We start from the raw sequence: 22,128 nt of genomic DNA on the forward strand, positions 1-22,128 counted from the left end.
CTGTTTCAACCAAGGAGTTTTCAATGCTCATTTCTCCGGCTTATGCTCAAGCTGCTGGTGGTGCCGGTGGCGGCATCGAGGCCTTTTTGCCGCTTATTCTGATCTTCATCGTCTTTTATTTCTTGATGATCCGTCCGCAGCAAAAACGTGCGAAAGAACATAAAGCCATGTTGGAAGCCGTTCGTCGCGGCGACAACATTGTGACTAACGGCGGTATTATCGGTAAAGTAACGAAAGTCGAAAACGATACCGAACTATCTGTCGAAATTGCCAAAGACATTGTTGTTAAGGTGCGCCGCGATATGCTCGCGCAAGTCACAAGCAAAACAGAACCCGCAAAAGGTGAAGAAGCCGACAAGGGTGAAGAAAAAACCGAACAGGCCGGTGGTTTGAAAAAACTCTTCGGCGGTAAAAAAGACTAATCACGAACGTTAATGGAAGGGACCTTATATCATGGTCTACTTCGCCAAATGGAAAATTGCCGTCGTGATCGCTGTTTGCTTGTTGGGCGTGGCATTTGCTGCGCCCAACCTGCTTGATCGCAAGACGACGGAAAATCTACCGGGTTGGCTCCCCAATCAACAGATCAGTCTAGGACTTGACTTACGCGGTGGTTCACACCTTCTTTTGGAAGTTGAAGCTCAGACAGTTATTAATGAACGATTAGAATCGATTGTTGATTCAATTCGTCAAACACTGCGCAGTGAACGTATTCGTTACACCGGTCTTGGGATCCAAGATTCCAAAGTTACCGTCCAGATTAAAAAACCAGATCAGGTTCAACAAGCCTATGATCTGCTTCGTAAAATTGATACAGGTACTGAAACCGTCAATGAAAATGGTAAAATCAGTATCACTATGACGGAAGAAGCCGTTTTAAAGGCAAAACGTTCCGCAGTAGAACAATCAATTGAGATCGTACGTCGCCGAATTGATGAAACGGGTACAAAAGAACCGAATATTCAACGCCAAGGTGATGACCGTATTTTGATCCAGTTACCGGGCATTGATAATCCTGAGGATGTCAAACGTCTGTTGGGTAAAACCGCAAAAATGACCTTTCATCTGGTGAACCATACGGTAACACCGGAAGATATACTGGCAGGACGCATTCCCCCAGGAACGATTGCTTTACCGGATGCGGAAAATGAAAGCGCTAAAATCGCCGTTCGCCGTAAGGTCGAAGTCAGTGGCGATATGCTGATTGACAGTCAACCGACATTCCAAGATGCTCAGCCTGTTGTTTCCTTTACATTCAATGCATTAGGTGGAAAGAAATTCGGGCAGGTCACATCTAAAAACGTCAATCGCCGCCTTGCGATTGTTTTGGATGGCAAAGTCATCAGTGCACCGAATATTCAAGGTCCAATCTTGGGTGGCAGCGGTATCATTACCGGACGTTTCAGCGTTCAGGAAGCCAATGATCTGTCGCTTTTATTACGTGCAGGTGCTCTACCTGCACCTTTGGTTATTCTTGAAGAACGGACCGTTGGTCCGGGCTTGGGGGCTGATTCTATTGAGGCGGGTAAAATTGCCTCGGTCATCGGTTTGCTGGGTGTTATCATCTTTATGGTTGCAAGTTATGGACGTTTTGGGATTTATGCAGATATTGCATTGATGTTTAATATTATTCTCATCGGTGCATCCCTTTCTGTTTTGCAAGCCACATTGACCTTGCCCGGTATTGCAGGGATTGTCCTGACCATTGGTATGGCGGTGGATGCCAACGTTTTGATTTTCGAACGGATCCGTGAAGAAACCCGTAATGGGCTTGGCCCGATTTCGGCGGTTGATTCCGGGTATAAGCGGGCGATTAAAACCATTGTGGATGCGAACGTCACCACATTGATTGCAGCAATTTTGCTTTATCAATTTGGTTCTGGTCCGGTGCGCGGTTTTGCCGTGACATTGGCTATCGGTATCCTGACATCCATGTTTACGGCGATCATGTTGACCCGTTTGCAAGTTGTTGTGTGGTTACGTCGTACCAAACCCAAAACACTTGAACTGTAAGAGGAGGGATTACACATGCGTCGTTTGCATATGATCCCGACAGGGACAAAACTAGACTTCATCGGCAAGAAAATTGCTTTCTTTGCCTTTTCGATCTGTTTGATCGTGGCCTCTATCGGTATTTTTGGCACCAATGGCTTGAATTATGGTATCGACTTTAAAGGCGGTATCATGATGGAGGTTCGTTCCAATAGCGGCCCAGCAGATATAGGGGCCTTGCGGACTCAGCTTTCAAAACTCGGCTTGGGTGAAATTTCCATCCAGGAATTTGGCGAACCAGAAGAGGTTCTTATCCGAATTCAACGCCAAGATGGGGATGAGAAAGCGCAACAGGCCGCCGTAGAAGCCGTTAAATCGGAATTAAAAGATACGGTTGAATACCGCCGAACAGAGTTCGTTGGACCGAAGGTTTCCGAAGAACTCTTCATGGACGGAGTCATGGCTGTTACACTGGCAATCGGTGCGATTTTGGTCTACATCTGGTTCCGTTTCGAATGGCAATTCGGGATGGGGGCTGTTATTGCCTTGATCCATGACGTTATTTCGACCATTGGTATCTTTGCCCTGCTGGGGATGGAATTTAATCTTTCCACAGTTGCCGCTGTCCTAACAATTGCCGGGTATTCCATCAACGATACCGTGGTTGTCTATGACCGCGTGCGTGAAAACTTGCGCAAGTACAAAAAGATGGATTTACCAGAACTGTTGAACAAGTCTGTTAACGAAACACTGACCCGTACAGTTATGACATCTGTGACCACGTTGGTTGCCTTGCTTGCCCTTTATATTTTGGGTGGTGAGGTCATTCGCGGTTTCAGTTTTGCCATGATCTGGGGCATTGTGATCGGGACATACTCATCTATCTGTCTTGCTGTTCCGATTTTGACTTACTTCGTACTTCGTCGCAGTGATGACGAAGATGAAGAAGATAGTGAAATTGAAAAAGTCGAAGGCGAGGGAGCTGTTTAATGTCTTTGGACATCACCCCCATCGTTACCGACAATCGCTTAATGATCGTATCCTATGGCGATGGTCGTTTCGATGTAAACGGCCATATCGTCGCTGGATCCATCTTGTTATATGAAGGCAGGGTGGACCCATGGGATGCGACAGAACCATCTGATATTACGTTGGATAGCCTGAAACCGCTTCTCGATCATGCAGAAAAATATGATATTTTACTGGTTGGTTGCGGGGAAACATCCAAAATGCCCCCTAAAGGCTTGCGTGAGGCCGTAAAAGAAAAAGGCCTCATTCTGGAATGGATGAACTCAGGCGCGGCAGCACGCACGTTTTGTGCCCTTCAAATTGAAGACCGTAGAACATTGGCTGCGATTATTGCGGTTTAAACACTTAAACCCTCATGTAAAAAGGCCCAGTACATTTAATTGTACCGGGCCTTTTTCTTTGATCTGGTTGATCTGCAATTATGCGTTTGCCAATTGTTCAGCAACGAAATCCCAGTTGACCAATTCGTTGAGGAAAGTTTCAACATATTTGGGGCGCAGGTTTTGGTAATCAAGATAATAGGCATGTTCCCATACATCACATGTCAAAAGCGCGGTTTGACCATGTGCCACCGGTGTATCTGCACCGATTGTTTTAGTGATTTTCAGTTCGCCATTTTCAACGACCAGCCAACCCCAGCCGGAACCGAAAGCAGTAATACAAGCCTGAGAAAATTCTTCTTTGAATTTGTCAAAAGAACCGAAAGCCGCATCAATTTTTGCAGCCAGTTCACCGCTCGGTGCGCCGCCGCCGTTCGGCTTCATACAGTTCCAATAAAATGTGTGGTTCCAGACTTGAGCCGCGTTGTTGAATACGCCAGCCTTAGACGCATCACCGGCAGCATCTTTGATTACTGCTTCGAGGTCGGCTTGTGAAGAACCAGCCGCATCACCAAGTAGATTGTTAAGGTTCACAACATAGGTGTTATGGTGCTTGCCGTAGTGGAAGCTCAAAGTGTTAGCGGAGATATGTGGCTCGAGTGCGTCTTGAGCATAAGGCAGGGCAGGTAGTTCGAATGCCATTTGGTGACCTCTTTTGAGTTTGGTAAATTTGAATACTTCTAAAAAATAGGCAGAATGATTGTAAAAATGAAGGCTTTTATAAAAAAAGATTTAAAAAATCATCTTTTATTTTCAATAGCCGCTTTTACAGCCTCTTTGCCTGACCTAATCGCGCTTTCGATGGTAGCGGGAAGTCCGGTATCAATCCAGTCACCTGCAAGAAAAATATTTGCAAAGTGCGTTCTGGTTTGGGGGCGATAGGTAGTAAAATCCATATTTTGTGCAGGTGTTGCATGTTTTTCGCAAATAATACGACAAGGCGGTGTCGGGCAATCATCAAACCCTAAAAGCGAGCGAATTTCCATCCAGACATACTCAACCACATCAGACGATTCGAATTTTTGATTGCTGATGGTGACACATGCATGTCGACCTTTGGCATAAAGCCATTGGCTTTGTGTCCCGATCAGACCGATAAAACATTCTTCAACATCCGCCACCAGATCAAAATGAAAGTTGCTGATTGGGTTGCATGTTATAGCTGAAAAATCAAAAGGTGATGAAATGTGAATATAAGCCTGAGGCGGCAGGGCTAAAATTACCGTGTCTGATTTGCTAAAAGAGATTTGCTCGTCTTTAAATGTAATGTGATTTTCATCTATCGCCGTTAGTCTTTTTCCAAACTTGATATCAATCTGATTCAAAAGGGGGCGTACAAATGTATCTTCAAGCGTGGTGTGGCAGAAATAAGGGATCAATCCGCTTGGTCCCTGTTTTAACATTTCAAAGAACATATTCTTCCGCAGTTGTGCAGGGATGTCTTTAAGGTGCGTATTAAAAACAGCAAGAAAAAAAGGCTCCCATAACCGTCTTTGTGCTGTTTCTCCTACGATATTTATCGCACTAACTCCTGGAATACTGCCTTTTGCCACTTGCCATACAAAATGGTTGGCTTTGACTTTCCAGCTTAAATTACTTGCAGGTTCGATGAAAGAATAGGTCCCATCCCCAAAAGGATAGACACTGTCACTCATGCCAATTTGGTTTAAATAGTCAAAGGTTGCTTCATATCCTTTAACGATTAAATGAGTCCCATTGTCATGGTTTCCGGCTTGACGGATACGTCCGCCTGCTTTTTTTGTGGCTTCGTATATTGTGCAAGAGATACTGTTTTTTCGGGCTTCAACTGCCGCACTTAGTCCGGCTAAACCGCCCCCTACTATGTGAAGGTGTTCAACCATGGCGGGTTAGAAATTCCATAACAAGAAATGCTTTTTCCGTCTTACTAAGGCCCATACGCGGCGTAATCTTACGCCAGCCCCGGCGTTGCATTTTTCTAAATATTTTTTTGTAAGCATCTTTCATCAAAAGAGCAGGTTTTAAATTAGCACTTCCGATTTGTTTCAGCAGTTTTTCCGCATTTTTATAATGATGTTCTGTTTTTTCAGCCACATCGCCAAGAACAAGATTAAGGTTCTGAGAAGCAATCCCATTCACATTATGTTTTTGCAAAGATTCTTGGGGCAAATACAATCGTCCAACTTGATCGTCTTCAGCAACATCACGCAAGATATTGGTAAATTGCAGGGCGTATCCCAATTCTAAGGCGAAATCTTGCGCGCCTTGATCTTTGCGTCCGAAAATGGGAAGGGACAGCAAGCCGACACTCACGGCAACTTTACGGCAATAATCATACAAGTCATCCCAACAAGGTGCGTAAATTGGCCCCCGTACGTCTGCCTCCATCCCCTCAATTAATTGATAGAGTTCATCTTGTGGAATCTTAAATCGATTAATGGCCTCGTACAAAATACGTGTAATCGCACAAGATGGTTTCCCGTCAATCAATTGGGTGACTTTTATTCGCCATTCATTTAATTGCTTTAATTTTTCTTCACGGGGAAGGGCGTTATCGGCAATATCATCCAATATGCGGCAATAGGCATAAATGGCAAAAAGGTAACCGCGTCGATCTTTAGGCAAAGCTTTCATCCCCATTGCAAAGGAGCTTTTTGCCTCGCGCACGACATTTTCGACATATTCAAAATCGGTTGAACTTGGGCGTGTCATAGAGAGTAAAAACCTTTGTAGGCGATCAAAATTTTATCAAGTGTGCCAAGCTCAACCCGTCTTGCCAACGGATCTTGGCGACGCAATCGGCCCGCCAACGCCACGGCACAGAGAAGGGTAACCTTGCATTGATAACGTAACCGTTTGTTTTTAATCTGGCTAGGTAGAAGAAAAGCAGGTTTCAACATTTCATCAACCCGATCCAGACAGATATTCAGAATATTTCGTAAAAGGGGGGGGCAATTAGGCTGTGAAAGTAAATTTTCATAGCTTTCCCCTTCTGGTAAAAATATTTGAGGAAGGTAAACCCGGTTCATCACCTGAAAATCTTTTTGACAATCTTGCAGGTGATTAAGGATTTGCAGAACACTACAAAGGGAATCGCTTAACGCCTCACATCCGCTTTCACCATGAACGTTCAGCAAAAAGCGTCCAACCGGATTGGCAGAAAATCGGCAGTAATTCATTAAATCTTGCCAGTTTTCATAACGGTTTTGATCTGCATCCTGATGAAAAGCAATCAAGAGATCATTTAAAAAGGGATTTTGCCACTGGCTTGGCAATAGGGCGTGTTTTTCTTCTGAACTTAGGGTCGGGGAGTCCGCAATATCATCCCAGCCCCGTGCCAAATGATAAAATTCCATCACCTGTTGGCGCACGTTTGGGGCCAATAACAGACTGGCGACGGGAAAGTTTTCTTGATTTGCCGTTTTTGACACTTTGCCTTTTCCTTTTCTACCCCTTATATGACACATGTCTTTTTCCAATTCAAAAAATGAATACGCTTTATGACCACTTCACTCAGCCTGTGCGCGCAAGAAATCCGTAAAAATGAACATGATCAATTTCTCTGTGGCCTGTTTGCCCCAGAAGATTGTCAAAATGATTTTTTCGCAATGCAGCTTTTCCATATGGAAACTTTGCGTATCCGGGATGCTGTCAGCGAACCGCACCTCGGTTTGATCCGCCTGCAATGGTGGCGCGATCTAGTGGATGGAATTTATAGCGGGGAACGAAATGCGGAAGCAGAAAACGGTACCCATCAGGAAATTGCACAAACATTAGCAAAAGGATCAATCGACAAGACCTTGTTTGATCGTTATTTCAACGCCCGTTCTTTTGATATGGAAGACCGCGCCCACGACGATATGTCGGCGCTTTTGCGTTATTGCGAGGCAACCGGGGGGCTAAGTGCGCAGATCAAAGAAGCAGCAATCGGTTGCCAAATCAGTGTTGCAGCTCTTAATGTCGGGACAGCAAATGTCCTTTGTCACATTATTCGCACCTTGGCCCATCAATCGCGTGTTGCTCGCTGCAAATTACCGCTTTCCCTGATTAAAAAGCATAATCTGGATTTGAACGGCTTTTATAAATTTGAAAGCAGCGCAGAGCTTAAGAATATTGTCGCAGAACTTGTTGGCGAAATTGAACGCTTAATCGCAGAATCCCGCACACAAGGCGCAACGTCGAATGCCGTTTTACTTAATACCGTCAGCCTCGAAGATTATCTGAAACGGCTTAAGAAAGTCGATTGTGATCCGTTTAACCCTAATATCGGGCAGGGCCGTCTATCCAAACAAATCAAACTGGCCTTCAAAGCGTGGCGCAACCGTTATTAAGCGTTCTTCTCGCTGATTTCACGACAGCTGTAGTTTTCACCCACAAACTGTTCAATCAAACGCTGAACGTGTCCTTTATCCAGCGTTTCAACAACCACATCCACCTCGGTTAGCTTTACTGATAGATCAAAGAACATGCGCTGATGGTAAATCTCGACAATGTTGGCCCCATTGTCACTCATAATTTTTGTAATCTTGGCAAGATGGCCGGGTTGGTCCGGCACGGCAATGCGCAATACCGCCATCCGACCATCGCGGTACAGGCCGCGCAACAGCACAGATGATAAAATGCGTGAATCGATGTTCCCGCCAGATAAAACCAATCCAACGCGTTTACCTGCAAAACGTTCTTTGTTTTGCAGAAGGGCTGCTAAACCAACAGCGCCAGCCCCTTCAACTGTTAAACGTTGATTTTCTGCAAGGCTTAAAACAGCTTCTTCAATCTGGATTTCATTGACCACAAAAATATCGGTCGTTGTTTCTTTTATGATTGGTGCCGTTAAATCGCCCGGTTCTTTAACTGCAATGCCTTCTGCCAAGGTATAGCCGCCCTTGGTATTATTCTGATTATAAAAACTATCTGCCATTGAGGGAAACGCATCACATTGCACACCGAAAATTTCTGTGTTGGGTGAAAGATGTTTAAAGGCAGAGGCAACACCCGCCAATAATCCGCCGCCGCCGATTGGAACAAGAATGGCATCCAGTGGTTTTTCAACCTGATCAATCATTTCCAGACCGACAACACCTTGGCCTGCCATGATATCTTCATGATCATAAGGGCTGACATAGGTCAGGCCATCACTTTTCACCAAATCAAGGGCAGCATTGCGGGCTTGAATAAAGGTTTCTCCGCTGACAATAACCTTTGCCCCGAGTTTTTCCGTCTTGGAAATTTTGTTAAACGGGGTGCCTTTCGGCATAACAATTGTCGCCGGGATGCCCATATTTTGGGCGTGATAGGCAACACCTTGCGCGTGATTCCCGGCAGAGGCAGCCACAACACCTTTTGCCGCTTCTTCCTTTGATAAACTCGCAAGGCGAACCAAAGCCCCGCGTGATTTGAAGGACCCTGTAATTTGCAGGTTTTCAAGCTTTAAATAAACTTCAGCACCCGACATGCTAGAAAGAGTTTGAGAGTAAATCATAGGTGTTACGTTGACTTTACCCGCAAGGGTTTCTTGTGCACGCTTTAGAACTTCCAGGGAAATCATCTCAAATACTCTTTCTAGCTTATACTCTGTCGGTTTTATCCAGCCATTCATCCAGTGCCTTTAAAGCGCGGGCAGAAACAGCAGCCTTTTTCTCTTTGCCTTTAACGCGTTTGCCACGTTCGTTGCGCACATCCATCGGCGGTAAAAGGCCGAAGGTAATATTCATCGGCTGGAATGTCATGGCATCCGCCCCACCTGTGATATGATTTAAAATGCCGCCAAGGGCCGTCACATCCGGTGGGGTTACAATGTCTTGTCCTAAAATTTCTGCTGCAACGAAACGTCCGGCCATCAGGCCGACAGCTGTACTTTCCACATAACCTTCGCAACCAGTGACTTGTCCGGCAAAACGGATATTGTCACGCGCTTTTAATTTCAACGTACCCTCCAGCAGGCGAGGGGAATTAATGAATGTATTGCGGTGAATGCCGCCCAGGCGAGAAAAAGTCGCATTTTCCAAGCCGGGCAGGGTCTTGAAAATCCGAACCTGTTCCCCGTGCTTTAGCTTGGTCTGAAAACCGACCATGTTGTAAAGCGTCCCTAGTTTATTATCTTGGCGAAGCTGAACGACCGCAGCATATCGTGCATCCGGTTCATTCGGGTTTTGCAGGCCAACGGGTTTCATCGGCCCAAACGCCAAAGTCTCCCGACCACGTTCTGCCATGACTTCAATGGGTAGGCAGGCTTCAAAATAAGGGGTATTTTTTTCCCATTCTTTGAATTCCATTTTTTCGCCAGCAATTAAATCATCAATAAATTGATCATATTGTTCGCGGGTTAGACCCAGATTAATGTAATCGCTGCCATCACCTTTGTCATAACGCGACTGGAGCCATGCTTTAGAAAAATCAATGCTGTCCTTATCAATAATCGGGGCAATAGCATCGAAGAAGTGCAAAGATTTCTCACCACTTAATTCCCGGATGGATTGGGCGAGGGGTTCTGACGTCAAGGGACCAGTTGCAATGATCACATGTTCCCAGTCTTTTGAAGGCAATGCGGTAATTTCTTCACGCACAATCTCTACATTGTCATGCGCCTCAAGCGCGCCTTGTACGGCAAGGGCAAAGCCTTCGCGATCAACGGCCAAAGCCCCACCTGCCGGGACGGCGTTTTCATCGGCACATTTCATAATAAGGGAACCGCAACGACGCATTTCTTCATGCATCAAACCAACCGCATTATACTGCGCATCATCAGAACGTAAGGAATTGGAACAAACCAATTCCGCTAACGTGTCTGTATGGTGGGCCTCAGTCGGTCGTGTCGGGCGCATTTCGTGTAAGACGACTTTTACGCCGCGCTGTGCAGCTTGCCAGGCTGCTTCGCTACCTGCCAATCCGCCGCCAATGATATGTAGTGTCTGTGTCATAAGAACCAGATATAGATTGTTGCCCCAATTAGCAAGCCTCTTGCATGAAAGGAACAGTCAAAGTAAAACAGCACAAACTGATATATTGAGGATTTTAAAATGGACTCTCCATTGATTGCGGTTGCTGTTGTTATCGTGGTTTCGTTCTTTTCACTACGCATGATCCCGCGCCTTGTGGCTGGTGTACCATTCGTTGATCCAGATAAAGTTTATGAACATATGCAACAGGATGAAAATGCCGTTCTGATAGATGTGCGGACTCCTGAAGAATTTTCAGCCGCGCATGCTTTAGACAGTATCAATGTGCAACCTCATCAACTTGGGGATGATTTAGAGGCAAAACGCGCTTTCCTAGATCATAAAGTATATGTTATTTGTTTGTCGTCCCAACGGGCAGCAATGTCGGCTAAAAACCTTAAAAATCTGGGCTTTACAAATGTTAGCGTCGTTAAAGGCGGCCTCAACCTCTGGAAGAAACGTAAACTTCCTGTCGCCTAAGCATCATTGAACGGTTGTGAAAGGCCTTATCTCTATGTAAAGTAATGCTAAATCGCACGAGAGAATGCCAAAATTGCGCAATTTGTTAAGGTTTTAAATGTTTAAAGTCAACGGTGTTGGAAACAAAGGCATGAAAACAAAGGTACCGGTTCTTATCATCGGTATCTTGTTGATTTTGATTGCAGTTCCTTTTTTATTACCTTCTTCCGTTTATAAAAATCTTTTTGAAAGCAAACTTGAAGAAACCACAGGTCTGGATTTTAATTTCGATAACGGGTTTTCATTTTCTTTACTCCCTGCCATCCGATTGGATGCAAAAGATGTCTTGTTTAACGGGAAAATCGGACAGGATGTACAAATCGTCGGCACAATTCAGCGCCTTCACCTTGATATGCAACTGTGGAAGTTTCTCAGGGGTGATGTAAATGTTGATAGCTTTTTAATTGTAGAACCCAAAATCACTGTCGAAGGGGATTTTACCCCTTATATTCCGGACTGGTTGCGCAAGAATCTCAGTGCTTCGCGCAAAAATGAAATTCGTTACATAGAAATTTTGCAGCACTTTATTGAAGATTCTATTTTTAAAACTGCAAGAGTTGAAGAAGCACGTTTTCTATGGAAGAAGACACAAAGCACAACGATTGATATTGAAAAAGCAACGCTTGATATCTCAAAACCAGCTCATAACAAGGACTTTTCGATCAATGGAAATGCTTATGTAAATAAAAGGACGCTGGATATAAAAATACGCTTGGAGCGTCCAGACGATTTCTTGCGAGGATATCGAAGCAAAATGGACCTTGCCATCGATTCTGCACCTATTCGCATCGATTATAACGGCAGTGCGGCAAAACGGCAGACGTTTGTTTCTCAAGGTAATCTTCGTGTTGATATTCCGTCTTTATTCGATTTCTGCAACTGGTTTACTGACAAAGATAAATGCACGGACAAGCAGGGAAACCTGTTGATTTTATCTGATCTCAAAATTCGGGATCAACGTCTTCAAATCGAAGATGCCAGCTATACTCAATCCCCATTTTCCGCAAAGGCCCGTGGTGTGATTGATTTTAAAACAAGCAAACCTGAAATCAGCGGGACTATTACAATACCGGGACATGCGCTGTCAGGTATAGAGCCAGATTTTGATCATCTGCGCACAATCGATCTTAATCAATTTTTCCTGGATACTTTCAGGGCAAATGTTGATGTTCTTTATGGTGGATATAAATTATCAACCGGTGACATATTAAAACCAAAACTTAAAATCCGCCATGAAGATGGACGACTGAGCCTGTCAGTGGATCAGTTACATCTCTTAGGCGGTCTTGCAAATGCACGGGTCCGTTGGCATAAAGGTTTGGAAAATGGCTATATGGATGCCCGCATTGACCTAAGCAGTATAAATTTGGAAAAACTGCAACAAGAACTTGGTCAAAAGACAAACATTCTCGGTGTTCTCAATACCTCTATTGAAATCCAGTCCGAAGGTTCCACACTTGTTGCCTTAATGGAGACCGCAACCATTCGCGGCGATTTTTCCGTTCTTGACGGGTCAATTATCAACAACAAAATTGCCAGTGCCTTAAATGCGCGGCAATCAGAACAATTTGACTTTGCAGAACTAAAAGGTCGTGTCCAGGGAAATCGTGGACAATTGATCAGTGAAAACCTTTCCTTTGTTGCCCCTTCGGTGAACGTGAACGGCCGTATGAATTATGATTTCATTAATAATGCCCTCAAACTTACGCTCAATAGCGTTACACAAACAAAAGAAGGGCCTTCTAACGGTTATATTCAGATTGATGGTCCGTTAGATGATTTATCACTGGAAACGTCAAAAGGAAAAAAAGTGTCACTGGTGGGAGAGCGCGGATTATTATCGGGTTTGTTACCTTATGAAGAAGAAAATCAACAACCTGCTTTAGGTGATGAAGAATTTGTTATAGAAGAAACAGACCTTCTTGATTAATGGGACTTTCACCTGTGTATCTTTTTAAATCCTGCAAAATAGTGTTCCCGCTAGCCGCTTTTTTCCTTTTACAGGCCTGTTCGTCTTCCCCTCATGTAGAGGATTGGAATAGAGACCGTATAACCGAGATCCCAGAAAACGGGGTTGATGTTGCCATTTGCTTTGACAAAACGATCCATAGCCGCAAACAGGTTCTCGATTTAGCAAAAAAAGAGTGTAAAGCTCGTGTAACAGAGGTGCAAAACCTTGTTCAATACAAAGAGCTAGGTCAGATTAAATATCTGGATCAAGCAGAAGGAGAACTGTTTGCCGGCCCCGTAGAGCATCAGCGCAAATTGAAAGCTATCCTTGCAACTATTCAATTAGGGTATCTAAAAAATGATATTTGGGAATGCCCAATCGCGACCCCACATCGCATTAAATTTAGATGTATTTATGATCCAAATGCAACGGATTCGGCACGGAGCGCCACATCAACCCCCATTCCTGCACAAGACATTGAATTACCACCGGAACTTCCTGAAGATTTAAAACCACAGTAATACAAAGGGTTAATGTAATAACCTTTTAAACCTGGAACTTTTACGGGCGATACCTTGACGAGACTAAGCTACTCCAGTAGATTATAAGTTACGTACGTTTAATTTATAGCTCGATATTTCTGCCTATTGTTTCGAAACTGTTGAAAGATTTTGACATGTCCAGCGTTACCAAGCCAATAGCTTCAGGTAACACGTCGGTCCCTTCAAGCAGACCGGCGGGTGGTAGTGCGCGTCAAATTTCATCTTCTCAGTATAATTCCGTTTCCGAACTTTATGCACAAGCAGGCGTTAGAGGCGAAGACGAAAGCCGTAGTTTTGAAAATTATAGCCAAGGGCAAGGTCAGCAAAACCAAAGCCAACAGCAGCCTCATACTTTAAAATTGCATGGGACATCACGAACCTTTGCAATGTTATTTGAAGATGCCCAGTCTGATTTCGACTCCGGAAATGTTGGTGATTCTTCCTATAACGGTGATCCTTTTGCTCGTCCGGGAAAACCTGCTTTCCAAGCCTATATGGAACGGGCAACCTCTACATATGAGCTTAGCACACGTGCCGTTAAGGGTGAGCTCAAGAATCGCGGCGGTTCTATTAATCTTGCAATGTAAATAAACTCATATACACCGATCCACGATTAAGCTGGTGGAAAGGATTGTATGGGTAAGCTATATTCTGATTATTAGATTAAGGACTAAGGCTAAGGATATTCTATGGCTGCCGCTGTTGAGACAATGTATGACGTTGCCGCATGGTTTATGGACCATGCCTTAAATGACAATGAATATCTTCAACCGATGAAAATGCATCGTTTATTGTTTTTGTCGCAAAGCTATTTTGCGATTGCCTATCACGGTCGCAAACTTGCCCCCGGCGTATTTGTTGCCGATGATATGGGGCCAATCGAACCCCATGTTTTTCGGGCCTTTGAACAGGGACGACCTTCATTTTATTTAAATACAAATCTCCCGGCACATATTGAGACTTTTTTAGAAAGTATCTGGCGCCGTTTTGGGTCTTACTCGGCTGACAAAATATCTGATATCACAAAAAAAACACCCGCCTATCAGAAGGCTATTAAAAAGGGCAGGCGAACCGAGATTGAATTTAAAGACATGGTTGCAAGCTTTAGCAAACATAAGGAAGCACCCAGCATCGATAAGGTTTTAAAACCACGCGTTTTGCGTTCCCAAACAGGTCGCCCCGTTCAAGTTAAATCCTGGGCCCCGGGACTTCGCAAAGTTGCAGAGGCAACACCACTGCCATCCCAGAAAAAAGCGAAAAAATAAACGGTCTCTCTTTTCTTATATAAAAAAAGCCCTTGGAAACAGTCCAAGGGCTTTCTTCGTTTAAGCTGGATTTTAAATATAATAGACCAGCAAATAAAGACCGAGCAGGATTGCAACCCACAGAACCATACTACCGGTTGGCCATGTCCGGGCCAAAATGCCGTGCGGGCCATGATGTTTGAAAATTTGATTGATGATCGCATCAACGCGTTTCAAACAAGCCTGACGGAATTTGGTAAAAGCGGCCCCACCGTGACGAACCACAAATTCTTCGTGTATCAGGTTGAAGAACTTGCGGTAAAACCAGTCGAAATCCAACGTAATCGTCAACGTCCGCTTCATCATCTTTAACAAGACGAAGAACGCAAAGCCGGAAAAGAGCAGCAATTCCAGCATATGAATGACTTTGGTCGATGTATAAGGGACAAAATCAACTGGGTTCGGTAAGAGTGCATAAAGCGGGTCCGGATAAACACCAAGTCCCACACACATAACGGCAAAGATAACCATCGCCAAACGCATGTTAAACGGCGGGTCTTTTGGTTTTGCACCAAATTCACGCTCCACATATCCCGGTGCGCGTTGGAAGAAAACAAACCACGGGAATTTAATACCGGCATGCAGGAAAACACCGGCGGAAGCAGCTTCCAGCAGGAACCATGCATAGGCGATATGTTGATCAGCCGCCGCAGACGCAATCATGGTCTTTGTCGTAAAACCGGACGTAAGAGGAAAGCCAGAGATCGCAAGTGCCCCAATGGTCCCACAAACCATAGTTAGAGGCATGGCCTTATAAAGCCCGCCAAGGTCCGTACATTTACGCTTGTTGATCTCGTACAACACAGCACCGGCTGACATCAGCAACAATGCCTTATAGATGATATGGGCAAAGGCATGCGCGGCTGCCCCATTAATAGCTAAATCTGTACCGATCCCGATGCCTGTCACCATAAAACCAACCTGGTTGATGATGGAGTAGGCGAGAATACGGCGCATATCATTTTCCAACAGCGCATAAATAATGCCGTAAAAAACCATATACAGACCGACAAAAATCAAAATGTTTTCGCCGGGGAAGCTACGGATCAAAACGTAAACGGCTGTCTTGGTTGTAAAGGCCGACAAAAAGACACTGCCAGACCAGGAAGCACTGGGATAGGCATCCGGGAGCCATGCTGAAAAGGGCGGGGCACCTGCATTGATTAGGAAACCGGCCAATAACATCCATGTCCACCAGCTATCAGCCTTCATCGCGCCAAATTCAACAGAACCTGAATGATAGATTTGACCGATCACCCCGATCATCAAAATTACACCGCCAAACAGGTGGACAATGGCATAGCGCATGGAAGCGCCATAGCTTTCCTTTGTCCGGGCAGACCAAATCACCAATGTGGAGGCAATGGCCATAAATTCCCAAAAGATGAAAACACTGACTAAATCGCCAGACATTGCGACACCAACCGCACCACCGGCATAGGCATAAGCTGACATAAGTTCAATTTGGCTTTTTTGATTGATTGCAAAAATACCACCAACAAACGCCATCAACGTAAAGATGGTTGCAAACAAACGTGATAGTTTATCACCTTGAAGGGGTTCAAGCGTGTAATCCAGAAACGGTACAGTCAATTGGACACCGTCCGGAACAGCCCAAATAAAATACATGGTCAGAACAGGCAAAAGCAACATTAAGGTTTTGCGCGCATTGCCAACCAAGGCCGGTAAAAACAATGAACCGAGAATTAAGATCAGCCCAGGGGGAAGGGCACTGTTAATCATCATAGTAGGTGTCCTTCCGTTTTAGGAAAATGCCCAACAATTTGGCAAACAAAACCATTGCTGCGCAGGAGAAAAAACCGAACCAAGCATTAAACCCAAACCAGCCATCAATCCCGAAATAAGGATGTGGATGGATCGTCAGTTCTAATGCAACGGTTATAACCAAAATGGCAATACCAACGATCCATAGTTTTTTTATGGTTGCCGGACGGCAAAGCCAGTGAACGTCTTGTTGGTCGCTCATTGGATACCCCCAATCATTTGTTGTGCCAATTCCAAGGCAACATCCGGGAAGAAGAACATCAAAATTGTCAATGTTGCTGTCGATGCAATGGCAATGACAATCGGCAACGGTGCTTCACCATGATTATCATGATGCCCACCATGATTATTTGCCCCTTTCGTTTCAGGCTGTTTAAAGAAAGCGGCATAAATAATTGGCAAGAAATAGCCTGCATTCAGCAAAGTACTCAGAATAACAACGCTTAATGCCACAAAATTTTCCGAACTCATGGCCCCTTGAATGATATACCATTTCGAAACAAAGCCAGCCGTTGGCGGCAATCCGATCATGGATAGTGCACCAATGGAAAAGGCTGTCATCGTAATCGGCATTTTCCATCCGATACCGTTTAGTTGGCTCACTTCCGTTTTATGGGCTGCCGTATAAATCGAACCGGCCGCAAAGAACAAAGTGATTTTTCCAAAAGCATGGGCGGCAATATGCAACGCCGCCCCAACAGCAGAAATGGGGGTTAAGATTGCAGCGGCCAAAACGACATATGACAACTGAGAAATTGTTGAATAAGCCAATCGTCGTTTCAGGTTATCCTGACGCAACGCAACCATAGATGCGGCAATAATGGTAAAGCCCGATACATAAACCAGCCAATCCGCCGAACCAGAATTGACCAGATTATCAATGCCGAATGTGTAGACAATGACTTTTACGACAGTAAAAACACCAGACTTCACAACGGCAACAGCATGCAGCAAGGCAGAAACCGGTGTTGGTGCCACCATTGCCGCTGGCAACCAACGGTGAACCGGCATGACCGCAGCCTTACCAATCCCGTAGATAAACAGCATCAGAAGCAAGCCCATTAATGGACCTTCAACCTTACCACCCAAGATCCCGCCTTCAACAAAATCCAACGTCCCCGTTGCACTGTACGTCCATGCGATTGCAAAGAACAGAAAAGCAACGGAAGTTGTGACCAGAATACCCAAATAGGTACGGGCCCCTTTAACCGCCGTTTCGTTTCCTTTGTGGGAAACAAGCGGGTAGGTGGAGAAGGTCAATACTTCGTAGAAAATGAACAATGTCAAAAGGTTGGCGGAATAAGCCAGCCCCAATGTTGCCGAAATAGCAATCGCAAAACAGATATAGAAACGCGTTTGATGTTTCTCTTTATTGCCCCGCATATAACCAATGGAATAGATAGAGTTTAAAATCCACAAGCCGGAAGCGATTAAGGAAAACATCATCCCTAAAGGTTCAACCTTAAAGGCAATCGCTAATCCCGGGAACATATCCAGCAAATGGACTTCTGGGCGTTCCCCATCCAGAACCGGACCAAGCAGATTCAAAACGTTCAGGAAAAGAGCAATCGCGGTAAATAGGGTAATGGTTTCCCGCAAATTGGGACTACGTCCGCTCAAAGCAATCAAAATCGCGCCAACAGCCGGGATGACCATCGCGAGAATGATTGAAAGTTCCATACTCATGGCGCACCTCCAACCAACATTTCTGCGGCAAGTTGTGCAACACCAAGTGTCATATCGGTATCAACTCCGAAATAGATGGAAGCACCCGCCATGATCCACAAAGGGATTAACATAGAAAGCGGAGCTTCTTTAATCTTAAGAGACGGATTTGCAGGTTCTTTGAAGTAAGCAACCTCAATAAAGCGCCAGACATAAACGACAGCTAATAAAGAACTCAGCAAGATCAACAGGGCAATCGGCATCATCTCTGCTTCCATAGCCGCTTGAATTAAATACCATTTGGAAACAAAACCAACGGTTAAAGGAACGCCAATCAAACTAAGGCCCGCAACCACAAAGGCAGCCATTGTCCAGGGCATTCTTTTACCGATACCATGCAAATCTTCAATATGAACCGATCCGACGCGATACATAAAGCATCCCATTGCAAGGAAAGCTGCACATTTCATAACGGCATGGTTCAACAGGTGGACAATACCCGCAGATACCCCTGTTACACTCAGGAAACTAATCCCCAACATGATGTAACCGATTTGCGCAACCGAAGAATAGGCCAGCAGACGTTTCATATTATTTTGGAAAATCGCAACCGTTGATGCGACAAACATGCCGGCAATTGCCAAAGTCATGATTGCCGGAGCCAGCCCGGTTTCTTCGAACATATCCACGCCGAATATGGTGAAAAACACCCGTAGCATCACATAGACAGCTACTTTGGTTGCCGTAGCAGCCAAAAACGCCGTAACAGTGCTCGGCGCATAGGTATAGGCATTTGGGAGCCATAAATGTAAGGGGAACAACGCCAACTTCAAGCTGATACCAACGGTCAAAAAAGCTAATGCCGCTTGTAATGTACGGATAGAACCGTCCATATCCAAAAGTTTGGTGTGTAAGTCATTAATATTCAGGGTACCGGTCATCATATATAGAAGACCAAGACCAATCACATAAAATGTTGCACCTAATGTACCCATTATCAAATATTGGTAAGAAGCCGTTAAAGCACGACGGTCTTTTCCTAACGAGATCATGGCATAGGTAGATAGGGATGAAATTTCGAGGAAGACAAACAGGTTGAACGCATCACCCGTCGCCGCCATACCCAACAACCCTGTCAGGCACAATAGGTAAGCTGTGTAAAACAGATAGATCTGGTCGCGCGGAATTTCACGGTTTACGCTGTGGCGTCCATAAAAAGAAACAATGGCACCAACAGCAGAGACGATCAGCAGAACGTAAGCGTTAACGGCGTCAATTCTGAATTCAATTCCCCACGGAGCAGGCCAATCGCCCATAAAGTAAGAAAGGACACCTTGTGTAAGAACCTGATCCAAAATCATCACGGAGATGACAAACGAAACCAGACTGACCAACAAAACAATGATCCACGCAATATCACGATGGCGTAAAACCACACAAAGCGGTGCGGCCATCAACGGGATCAAAATTTGCAAAATAGGAAGATGGGCAATCATTAAAACTCTTCCTCCTGCGCGTGAATATCTTCTTCTTCAATCGTGCCATAAGCTTCGCGAATACGGATCACCAGGGAGAGGCCCAAGGCTGTTGTCGCGACACCTACAACGATTGCCGTCAGAATCAAAACATGTGGAAGGGGGTTGGAAAACGTGTCGAAACCTTCACCAAAAATTGGTGCGGTTCCACCCACAACTTTGCCCATACTGATATACAGGACAAAAACTGAAGTTTGAAAAATGTTCAAACCAACCAGCTTCTTAACGAGGTTACCTCGCGCAATAACAATATAAAAACCGACCATCATCAGGAAAATAACGATCCAGTAGTTATAAAGGCCAGGATTTATAAATTCTTGATATTCCATAGCCTAACTCTCCCGTCCCGCAAAGATGTAAAATATAAGCGTCATCGCGGAGAAAACGGTAACACCAACACCCAGTTCAACCAGCAAAATCCCATAATGCTGACCATGTAAAGGGTCGTGCGCCAACGAGTTGTAGTTAAGGAAATTATCTCCCTTGAAGAAGCTGATAACACCTACACCCGCATAAAGCAAAACGCCAAGGGCGGCCAGTACTTCCAAAACTGTGGATGGCATTACAAGTTTGGCATCATGTAAACCAAAAATCAGCGCGTAAAGAATAAAACTGGAGCCAAAAATAACCCCGGCCTGAAAACCGCCACCTGGCCCAAAATCCCCATGGAATTGCACATAAAGGGCAAAAAGCAGAATAAACGGCATAAAGACTTTTGATGTAACCCGCAAAATGGGTTTACGTTTCATCATCTGTCATCCTCCTGTTCTTCCAACTCTGCCAGAGTGGGGGCATCTTCGTCCTTGCGTCGACGGCGTGTTGTCAACAAAATCAGCACACCAACCAGTGCGGTAAAGACCACGGTCGTTTCGCCCAGCGTATCAAACCCTCGATAAGAGGCGAGAACAGATGTGACAATGTTGGGCATACCAACTTCGCCTTCTGAATCCAAGAGATAGCGTGGAGCGACATGATGGTGAACGGCTGCATTTGGATCACCATAATCAGGCATATCCAATGTTCCGTAAATCAAGGCAATACCTGTTGCCACAACCACAACAAGGGGAAGCCAGAAGGTATGGTTAGATTTTTTTTCTCGTTTTTCTTCCCGTGATGTCAACGCAAGCGTGCCCAGCATCAGTACGGTTGAAATACCCGCACCAACAGCAGCTTCTGTAAAGGCAACATCCACGGCGTCAAGGTTTACGAACATCTGTGCAGACAGCAGACTGTAAATTCCGCCCAGCATGACAACCGCAAACAGGTTCTTTATGCGCAGAATGGCAATTGCTGCCACTGCCATAAAAAACAGCAAGACTATGTCAATTATCTCTAAGATGACTTGTCTCCTTCATCTTTCAGGGCGCCTTCAAGTTCGACACCTTCTTTAAGAAGTGGTTTGGCGCCATCAACGATTGCCGCACGAACCAGTGCATGGCTTGAAACCGGACTTGTAAAAAACAGGGCAAGCCCGATCATGACAAGTTTGACCAAAACCAAATTAAACCCTTCCGCCTGAAACATAAGACCGAGCAGGAGCATACCGGCCCCCATCGTATCAATCATGCCTGCAGCGTGGGAACGGGTGAATACATCAGGCAAGCGTATAACACCGATCGCACCGATCAATATAATGGCACTGCCTAAAAGAATGAAAAACCAGCTTAAACCATTAAGGATCATATCAAGCATCATGCATCCCCCTTGGTTGCTGAATCCTGATCACGACCATCATGCCCTAAATCCTTGAAACCAAAATACTTCAAAACGGCAATAGTCCCAATAAAATTGATCAAGGCATAGACTAATGCGATATCAAGGAATTCAGGTCGACCAGCCAAAAAGCCGTGAACAGAAATTAAAAGAACAGTCAATGTTCCAATTTTGTTTACTGCCAGAATACGGTCATAGATCGTCGGACCAAGAAAAGCGCGAATCAAACCGAGGGTGATTGCAACTAAAATTGCAATAACAGCTGCGATATACATCAATATTTGCCCTCCATCTCACCTTTAACCTGGCAGACGCGACGGTCCATCTCGCCACTCAATACATCCTTTGCTCCTTGAATGCTCAAGGCGTGAATCTCAAGAATGCCATCTTCCAGATTTACCGTAACGGTGCCTGGTGTCAGCGTAATCGAATTAGCATAGATGACCTGACCCAATTCACGTTTTTGATTGGCTTTGGTTTTGAACATCACCGGACTGATCGGCAGCTTGGGTGACAGAATGATTTTCGCGACATCAATGTTCGCTTTAATAATTTCCCAAGACAACCAAGCCCAATAGGGCAGGATTTTGAGAGACAGATGAGACGGGTGCCCTTCATGATCGATTACATCCATTCGATGAGCGATGTAGACGACAAGCGTACAGGAAAGCGCCCCGAACCCGAGCAACAAAGGCTCGGTGTGTCCGGAAAGCAAAAACCAGAACGCATACAAAAAGACCCAAAGGCTAATAGAGCTTGCCACAGGATTTCCCCTGACTGTGTTATTATGGTTCGTTAG

General features: G+C 44.9%; 26 protein-coding genes. 10 read left to right on the forward strand and 16 right to left on the reverse strand.

Annotated elements, in window-relative coordinates; translation table 11 throughout:
* The first annotated feature begins 23 nt into the window (after window positions 1-23).
* The 4 genes from yajC to ACI0FF_RS09810 are packed head-to-tail and all read left to right on the forward strand — an operon-like array spanning window position 24 to window position 3,362.
* On the forward strand, window positions 24-422 hold the full coding sequence (gene yajC, locus ACI0FF_RS09795; protein WP_419796686.1) for a preprotein translocase subunit YajC: 399 nt from the start codon (window positions 24-26) through the stop codon (window positions 420-422).
* Window positions 423-453: 31 nt separating this feature from the next.
* The gene (gene secD / locus ACI0FF_RS09800) at window positions 454-2,013 is read left to right on the forward strand and encodes a protein translocase subunit SecD (protein WP_419796687.1); all 1,560 of its coding nucleotides are present in this window, start codon (window positions 454-456) and stop codon (window positions 2,011-2,013) included.
* Between the two features lie 15 nt (window positions 2,014-2,028).
* Entirely contained in the window at window positions 2,029-2,982 is a 954-nt protein-coding gene (secF, locus tag ACI0FF_RS09805) for a protein translocase subunit SecF (protein ID WP_419796688.1), read from the forward strand.
* Window positions 2,982-3,362 carry an Mth938-like domain-containing protein gene (locus ACI0FF_RS09810; RefSeq protein WP_419796689.1) on the forward strand — a complete coding sequence of 127 codons (381 nt, stop codon included), beginning with the start codon at window positions 2,982-2,984 and terminating at the stop codon, window positions 3,360-3,362. Before secF ends, ACI0FF_RS09810 begins: the two co-directional genes overlap by 1 nt.
* 78 nt (window positions 3,363-3,440) lie before the next feature.
* Here ACI0FF_RS09810 and ACI0FF_RS09815 read toward each other — a convergent pair whose 3' ends face one another.
* The 4 genes from ACI0FF_RS09815 to ACI0FF_RS09830 form a co-directional block, all read right to left on the reverse strand.
* The gene (locus tag ACI0FF_RS09815) at window positions 3,441-4,043 is read right to left on the reverse strand and encodes a superoxide dismutase (RefSeq protein WP_417821091.1); all 603 of its coding nucleotides are present in this window, start codon (window positions 4,041-4,043) and stop codon (window positions 3,441-3,443) included.
* A gap of 98 nt (window positions 4,044-4,141) precedes the next feature.
* Window positions 4,142-5,263, reverse strand: coding sequence for a hydroxysqualene dehydroxylase (locus ACI0FF_RS09820; RefSeq protein ID WP_419796690.1), 1,122 nt, complete (start codon window positions 5,261-5,263; stop codon window positions 4,142-4,144).
* On the reverse strand, window positions 5,256-6,092 hold the full coding sequence (locus ACI0FF_RS09825) for a squalene/phytoene synthase family protein (protein ID WP_419796691.1): 837 nt from the start codon (window positions 6,090-6,092) through the stop codon (window positions 5,256-5,258). Before ACI0FF_RS09825 ends, ACI0FF_RS09820 begins: the two co-directional genes overlap by 8 nt.
* Entirely contained in the window at window positions 6,089-6,811 is a 723-nt protein-coding gene (locus ACI0FF_RS09830) for a squalene/phytoene synthase family protein (protein ID WP_419796692.1), read from the reverse strand. The genes ACI0FF_RS09825 and ACI0FF_RS09830 overlap by 4 nt, the downstream gene beginning before the upstream one ends.
* A 69-nt stretch (window positions 6,812-6,880) precedes the next feature.
* On the opposite strand from ACI0FF_RS09830, the gene ACI0FF_RS09835 reads away from it, so the two are divergent.
* Complete coding sequence (locus tag ACI0FF_RS09835) at window positions 6,881-7,711, forward strand: squalene/phytoene synthase family protein (protein ID WP_419796693.1); 831 nt, start codon at window positions 6,881-6,883, stop codon at window positions 7,709-7,711.
* Here the strand turns inward: ACI0FF_RS09835 and ACI0FF_RS09840 are convergent.
* Both ACI0FF_RS09840 and trmFO read right to left on the reverse strand, forming a co-directional pair.
* Window positions 7,708-8,925, reverse strand: coding sequence for a threonine ammonia-lyase (locus ACI0FF_RS09840; RefSeq protein WP_419796694.1), 1,218 nt, complete (start codon window positions 8,923-8,925; stop codon window positions 7,708-7,710). The two genes, ACI0FF_RS09835 and ACI0FF_RS09840, sit on opposite strands and share 4 nt — an antisense overlap.
* 19 nt (window positions 8,926-8,944) lie before the next feature.
* Window positions 8,945-10,297 (reverse strand): methylenetetrahydrofolate--tRNA-(uracil(54)-C(5))-methyltransferase (FADH(2)-oxidizing) TrmFO, encoded by a 1,353-nt coding sequence (trmFO, locus tag ACI0FF_RS09845; protein ID WP_419796695.1) that lies wholly within the window; start codon window positions 10,295-10,297, stop codon window positions 8,945-8,947.
* Between the two features lie 99 nt (window positions 10,298-10,396).
* Between trmFO and ACI0FF_RS09850 the strand changes: the two genes are divergently transcribed.
* From ACI0FF_RS09850 to ACI0FF_RS09870, 5 genes are all read left to right on the forward strand, one after another.
* On the forward strand, window positions 10,397-10,795 hold the full coding sequence (locus ACI0FF_RS09850) for a rhodanese-like domain-containing protein (RefSeq protein WP_419796696.1): 399 nt from the start codon (window positions 10,397-10,399) through the stop codon (window positions 10,793-10,795).
* Between the two features lie 130 nt (window positions 10,796-10,925).
* Window positions 10,926-12,764: an AsmA family protein gene (locus ACI0FF_RS09855; protein ID WP_419796697.1), complete on the forward strand. Its 1,839-nt coding sequence runs from the start codon at window positions 10,926-10,928 to the stop codon at window positions 12,762-12,764.
* Complete coding sequence (locus ACI0FF_RS09860; protein ID WP_419796698.1) at window positions 12,764-13,306, forward strand: hypothetical protein; 543 nt, start codon at window positions 12,764-12,766, stop codon at window positions 13,304-13,306. The genes ACI0FF_RS09855 and ACI0FF_RS09860 overlap by 1 nt, the downstream gene beginning before the upstream one ends.
* A 155-nt stretch (window positions 13,307-13,461) precedes the next feature.
* Complete coding sequence (locus ACI0FF_RS09865; protein ID WP_419796699.1) at window positions 13,462-13,914, forward strand: hypothetical protein; 453 nt, start codon at window positions 13,462-13,464, stop codon at window positions 13,912-13,914.
* Between the two features lie 102 nt (window positions 13,915-14,016).
* On the forward strand, window positions 14,017-14,592 hold the full coding sequence (locus ACI0FF_RS09870) for a Panacea domain-containing protein (protein WP_419796700.1): 576 nt from the start codon (window positions 14,017-14,019) through the stop codon (window positions 14,590-14,592).
* A gap of 72 nt (window positions 14,593-14,664) precedes the next feature.
* On the opposite strand, the gene ACI0FF_RS09875 is transcribed toward ACI0FF_RS09870, so the two are convergent.
* From ACI0FF_RS09875 to ACI0FF_RS09920, 10 genes are read right to left on the reverse strand one after another with little or no spacing between them, the layout of a single operon-like run.
* Window positions 14,665-16,377, reverse strand: a complete 1,713-nt coding sequence (locus ACI0FF_RS09875; RefSeq protein ID WP_419796701.1) for a Na(+)/H(+) antiporter subunit D — start codon at window positions 16,375-16,377, stop codon at window positions 14,665-14,667.
* The gene (locus ACI0FF_RS09880; RefSeq protein WP_419796702.1) at window positions 16,367-16,618 is read right to left on the reverse strand and encodes a hypothetical protein; all 252 of its coding nucleotides are present in this window, start codon (window positions 16,616-16,618) and stop codon (window positions 16,367-16,369) included. Before ACI0FF_RS09880 ends, ACI0FF_RS09875 begins: the two co-directional genes overlap by 11 nt.
* Window positions 16,615-18,102: a monovalent cation/H+ antiporter subunit D family protein gene (locus tag ACI0FF_RS09885; protein WP_419796703.1), complete on the reverse strand. Its 1,488-nt coding sequence runs from the start codon at window positions 18,100-18,102 to the stop codon at window positions 16,615-16,617. The genes ACI0FF_RS09880 and ACI0FF_RS09885 overlap by 4 nt, the downstream gene beginning before the upstream one ends.
* Window positions 18,099-19,577 carry a monovalent cation/H+ antiporter subunit D family protein gene (locus tag ACI0FF_RS09890; protein ID WP_419796704.1) on the reverse strand — a complete coding sequence of 493 codons (1,479 nt, stop codon included), beginning with the start codon at window positions 19,575-19,577 and terminating at the stop codon, window positions 18,099-18,101. The genes ACI0FF_RS09885 and ACI0FF_RS09890 overlap by 4 nt, the downstream gene beginning before the upstream one ends.
* On the reverse strand, window positions 19,577-19,945 hold the full coding sequence (locus ACI0FF_RS09895; RefSeq protein WP_419796705.1) for a cation:proton antiporter subunit C: 369 nt from the start codon (window positions 19,943-19,945) through the stop codon (window positions 19,577-19,579). The genes ACI0FF_RS09890 and ACI0FF_RS09895 overlap by 1 nt, the downstream gene beginning before the upstream one ends.
* Window positions 19,946-19,948: 3 nt before the next feature.
* Window positions 19,949-20,368, reverse strand: coding sequence for a Na(+)/H(+) antiporter subunit B (locus ACI0FF_RS09900; RefSeq protein ID WP_419796706.1), 420 nt, complete (start codon window positions 20,366-20,368; stop codon window positions 19,949-19,951).
* On the reverse strand, window positions 20,365-20,919 hold the full coding sequence (locus ACI0FF_RS09905; protein WP_419796707.1) for a DUF4040 domain-containing protein: 555 nt from the start codon (window positions 20,917-20,919) through the stop codon (window positions 20,365-20,367). Before ACI0FF_RS09905 ends, ACI0FF_RS09900 begins: the two co-directional genes overlap by 4 nt.
* A gap of 29 nt (window positions 20,920-20,948) precedes the next feature.
* Window positions 20,949-21,311 carry a monovalent cation/H(+) antiporter subunit G gene (gene mnhG / locus ACI0FF_RS09910; RefSeq protein WP_419796708.1) on the reverse strand — a complete coding sequence of 121 codons (363 nt, stop codon included), beginning with the start codon at window positions 21,309-21,311 and terminating at the stop codon, window positions 20,949-20,951.
* Entirely contained in the window at window positions 21,308-21,604 is a 297-nt protein-coding gene (locus ACI0FF_RS09915) for a monovalent cation/H+ antiporter complex subunit F (RefSeq protein WP_419796709.1), read from the reverse strand. The genes mnhG and ACI0FF_RS09915 overlap by 4 nt, the downstream gene beginning before the upstream one ends.
* Window positions 21,604-22,092, reverse strand: coding sequence for a Na+/H+ antiporter subunit E (locus tag ACI0FF_RS09920; RefSeq protein ID WP_419796710.1), 489 nt, complete (start codon window positions 22,090-22,092; stop codon window positions 21,604-21,606). The genes ACI0FF_RS09915 and ACI0FF_RS09920 overlap by 1 nt, the downstream gene beginning before the upstream one ends.
* Window positions 22,093-22,128 lie beyond the last annotated feature (36 nt).

Origin of the sequence: Terasakiella sp. 4MB5A (genome assembly GCF_050058155.1) — a bacterium.
GTDB lineage: Bacteria > Pseudomonadota > Alphaproteobacteria > Rhodospirillales > Terasakiellaceae > Terasakiella > Terasakiella halodenitrificans.

Bases quoted from the DNA above. Each gene is read 5' to 3' on its own strand.
- ACI0FF_RS09915 (WP_419796709.1), bottom strand. From the start codon at position 21,604: ATGTATATCGCAGCTGTTATTGCAATTTTAGTTGCAATCACCCTCGGT.
- secD (WP_419796687.1), top strand. From the start codon at position 454: ATGGTCTACTTCGCCAAATGGAAAATTGCCGTCGTGATCGCTGTTTGC.
- ACI0FF_RS09900 (WP_419796706.1), bottom strand. From the start codon at position 20,368: ATGATGAAACGTAAACCCATTTTGCGGGTTACATCAAAAGTCTTTATG.
- ACI0FF_RS09880 (WP_419796702.1), bottom strand. From the start codon at position 16,618: ATGAGCGACCAACAAGACGTTCACTGGCTTTGCCGTCCGGCAACCATA.
- secF (WP_419796688.1), top strand. From the start codon at position 2,029: ATGCGTCGTTTGCATATGATCCCGACAGGGACAAAACTAGACTTCATC.
- ACI0FF_RS09860 (WP_419796698.1), top strand. From the start codon at position 12,764: ATGGGACTTTCACCTGTGTATCTTTTTAAATCCTGCAAAATAGTGTTC.
- ACI0FF_RS09890 (WP_419796704.1), bottom strand. From the start codon at position 19,577: ATGATTGCCCATCTTCCTATTTTGCAAATTTTGATCCCGTTGATGGCC.
- ACI0FF_RS09885 (WP_419796703.1), bottom strand. From the start codon at position 18,102: ATGAGTATGGAACTTTCAATCATTCTCGCGATGGTCATCCCGGCTGTT.
- yajC (WP_419796686.1), top strand. From the start codon at position 24: ATGCTCATTTCTCCGGCTTATGCTCAAGCTGCTGGTGGTGCCGGTGGC.
- ACI0FF_RS09870 (WP_419796700.1), top strand. From the start codon at position 14,017: ATGGCTGCCGCTGTTGAGACAATGTATGACGTTGCCGCATGGTTTATG.
- ACI0FF_RS09865 (WP_419796699.1), top strand. From the start codon at position 13,462: ATGTCCAGCGTTACCAAGCCAATAGCTTCAGGTAACACGTCGGTCCCT.
- mnhG (WP_419796708.1), bottom strand. From the start codon at position 21,311: ATGATGCTTGATATGATCCTTAATGGTTTAAGCTGGTTTTTCATTCTT.
- ACI0FF_RS09895 (WP_419796705.1), bottom strand. From the start codon at position 19,945: ATGGAATATCAAGAATTTATAAATCCTGGCCTTTATAACTACTGGATC.
- trmFO (WP_419796695.1), bottom strand. From the start codon at position 10,297: ATGACACAGACACTACATATCATTGGCGGCGGATTGGCAGGTAGCGAA.
- ACI0FF_RS09850 (WP_419796696.1), top strand. From the start codon at position 10,397: ATGGACTCTCCATTGATTGCGGTTGCTGTTGTTATCGTGGTTTCGTTC.
- ACI0FF_RS09840 (WP_419796694.1), bottom strand. From the start codon at position 8,925: ATGATTTCCCTGGAAGTTCTAAAGCGTGCACAAGAAACCCTTGCGGGT.
- ACI0FF_RS09855 (WP_419796697.1), top strand. From the start codon at position 10,926: ATGAAAACAAAGGTACCGGTTCTTATCATCGGTATCTTGTTGATTTTG.
- ACI0FF_RS09815 (WP_417821091.1), bottom strand. From the start codon at position 4,043: ATGGCATTCGAACTACCTGCCCTGCCTTATGCTCAAGACGCACTCGAG.
- ACI0FF_RS09875 (WP_419796701.1), bottom strand. From the start codon at position 16,377: ATGATGATTAACAGTGCCCTTCCCCCTGGGCTGATCTTAATTCTCGGT.
- ACI0FF_RS09835 (WP_419796693.1), top strand. From the start codon at position 6,881: ATGACCACTTCACTCAGCCTGTGCGCGCAAGAAATCCGTAAAAATGAA.
- ACI0FF_RS09810 (WP_419796689.1), top strand. From the start codon at position 2,982: ATGTCTTTGGACATCACCCCCATCGTTACCGACAATCGCTTAATGATC.
- ACI0FF_RS09820 (WP_419796690.1), bottom strand. From the start codon at position 5,263: ATGGTTGAACACCTTCACATAGTAGGGGGCGGTTTAGCCGGACTAAGT.
- ACI0FF_RS09825 (WP_419796691.1), bottom strand. From the start codon at position 6,092: ATGACACGCCCAAGTTCAACCGATTTTGAATATGTCGAAAATGTCGTG.
- ACI0FF_RS09905 (WP_419796707.1), bottom strand. From the start codon at position 20,919: ATGGCAGTGGCAGCAATTGCCATTCTGCGCATAAAGAACCTGTTTGCG.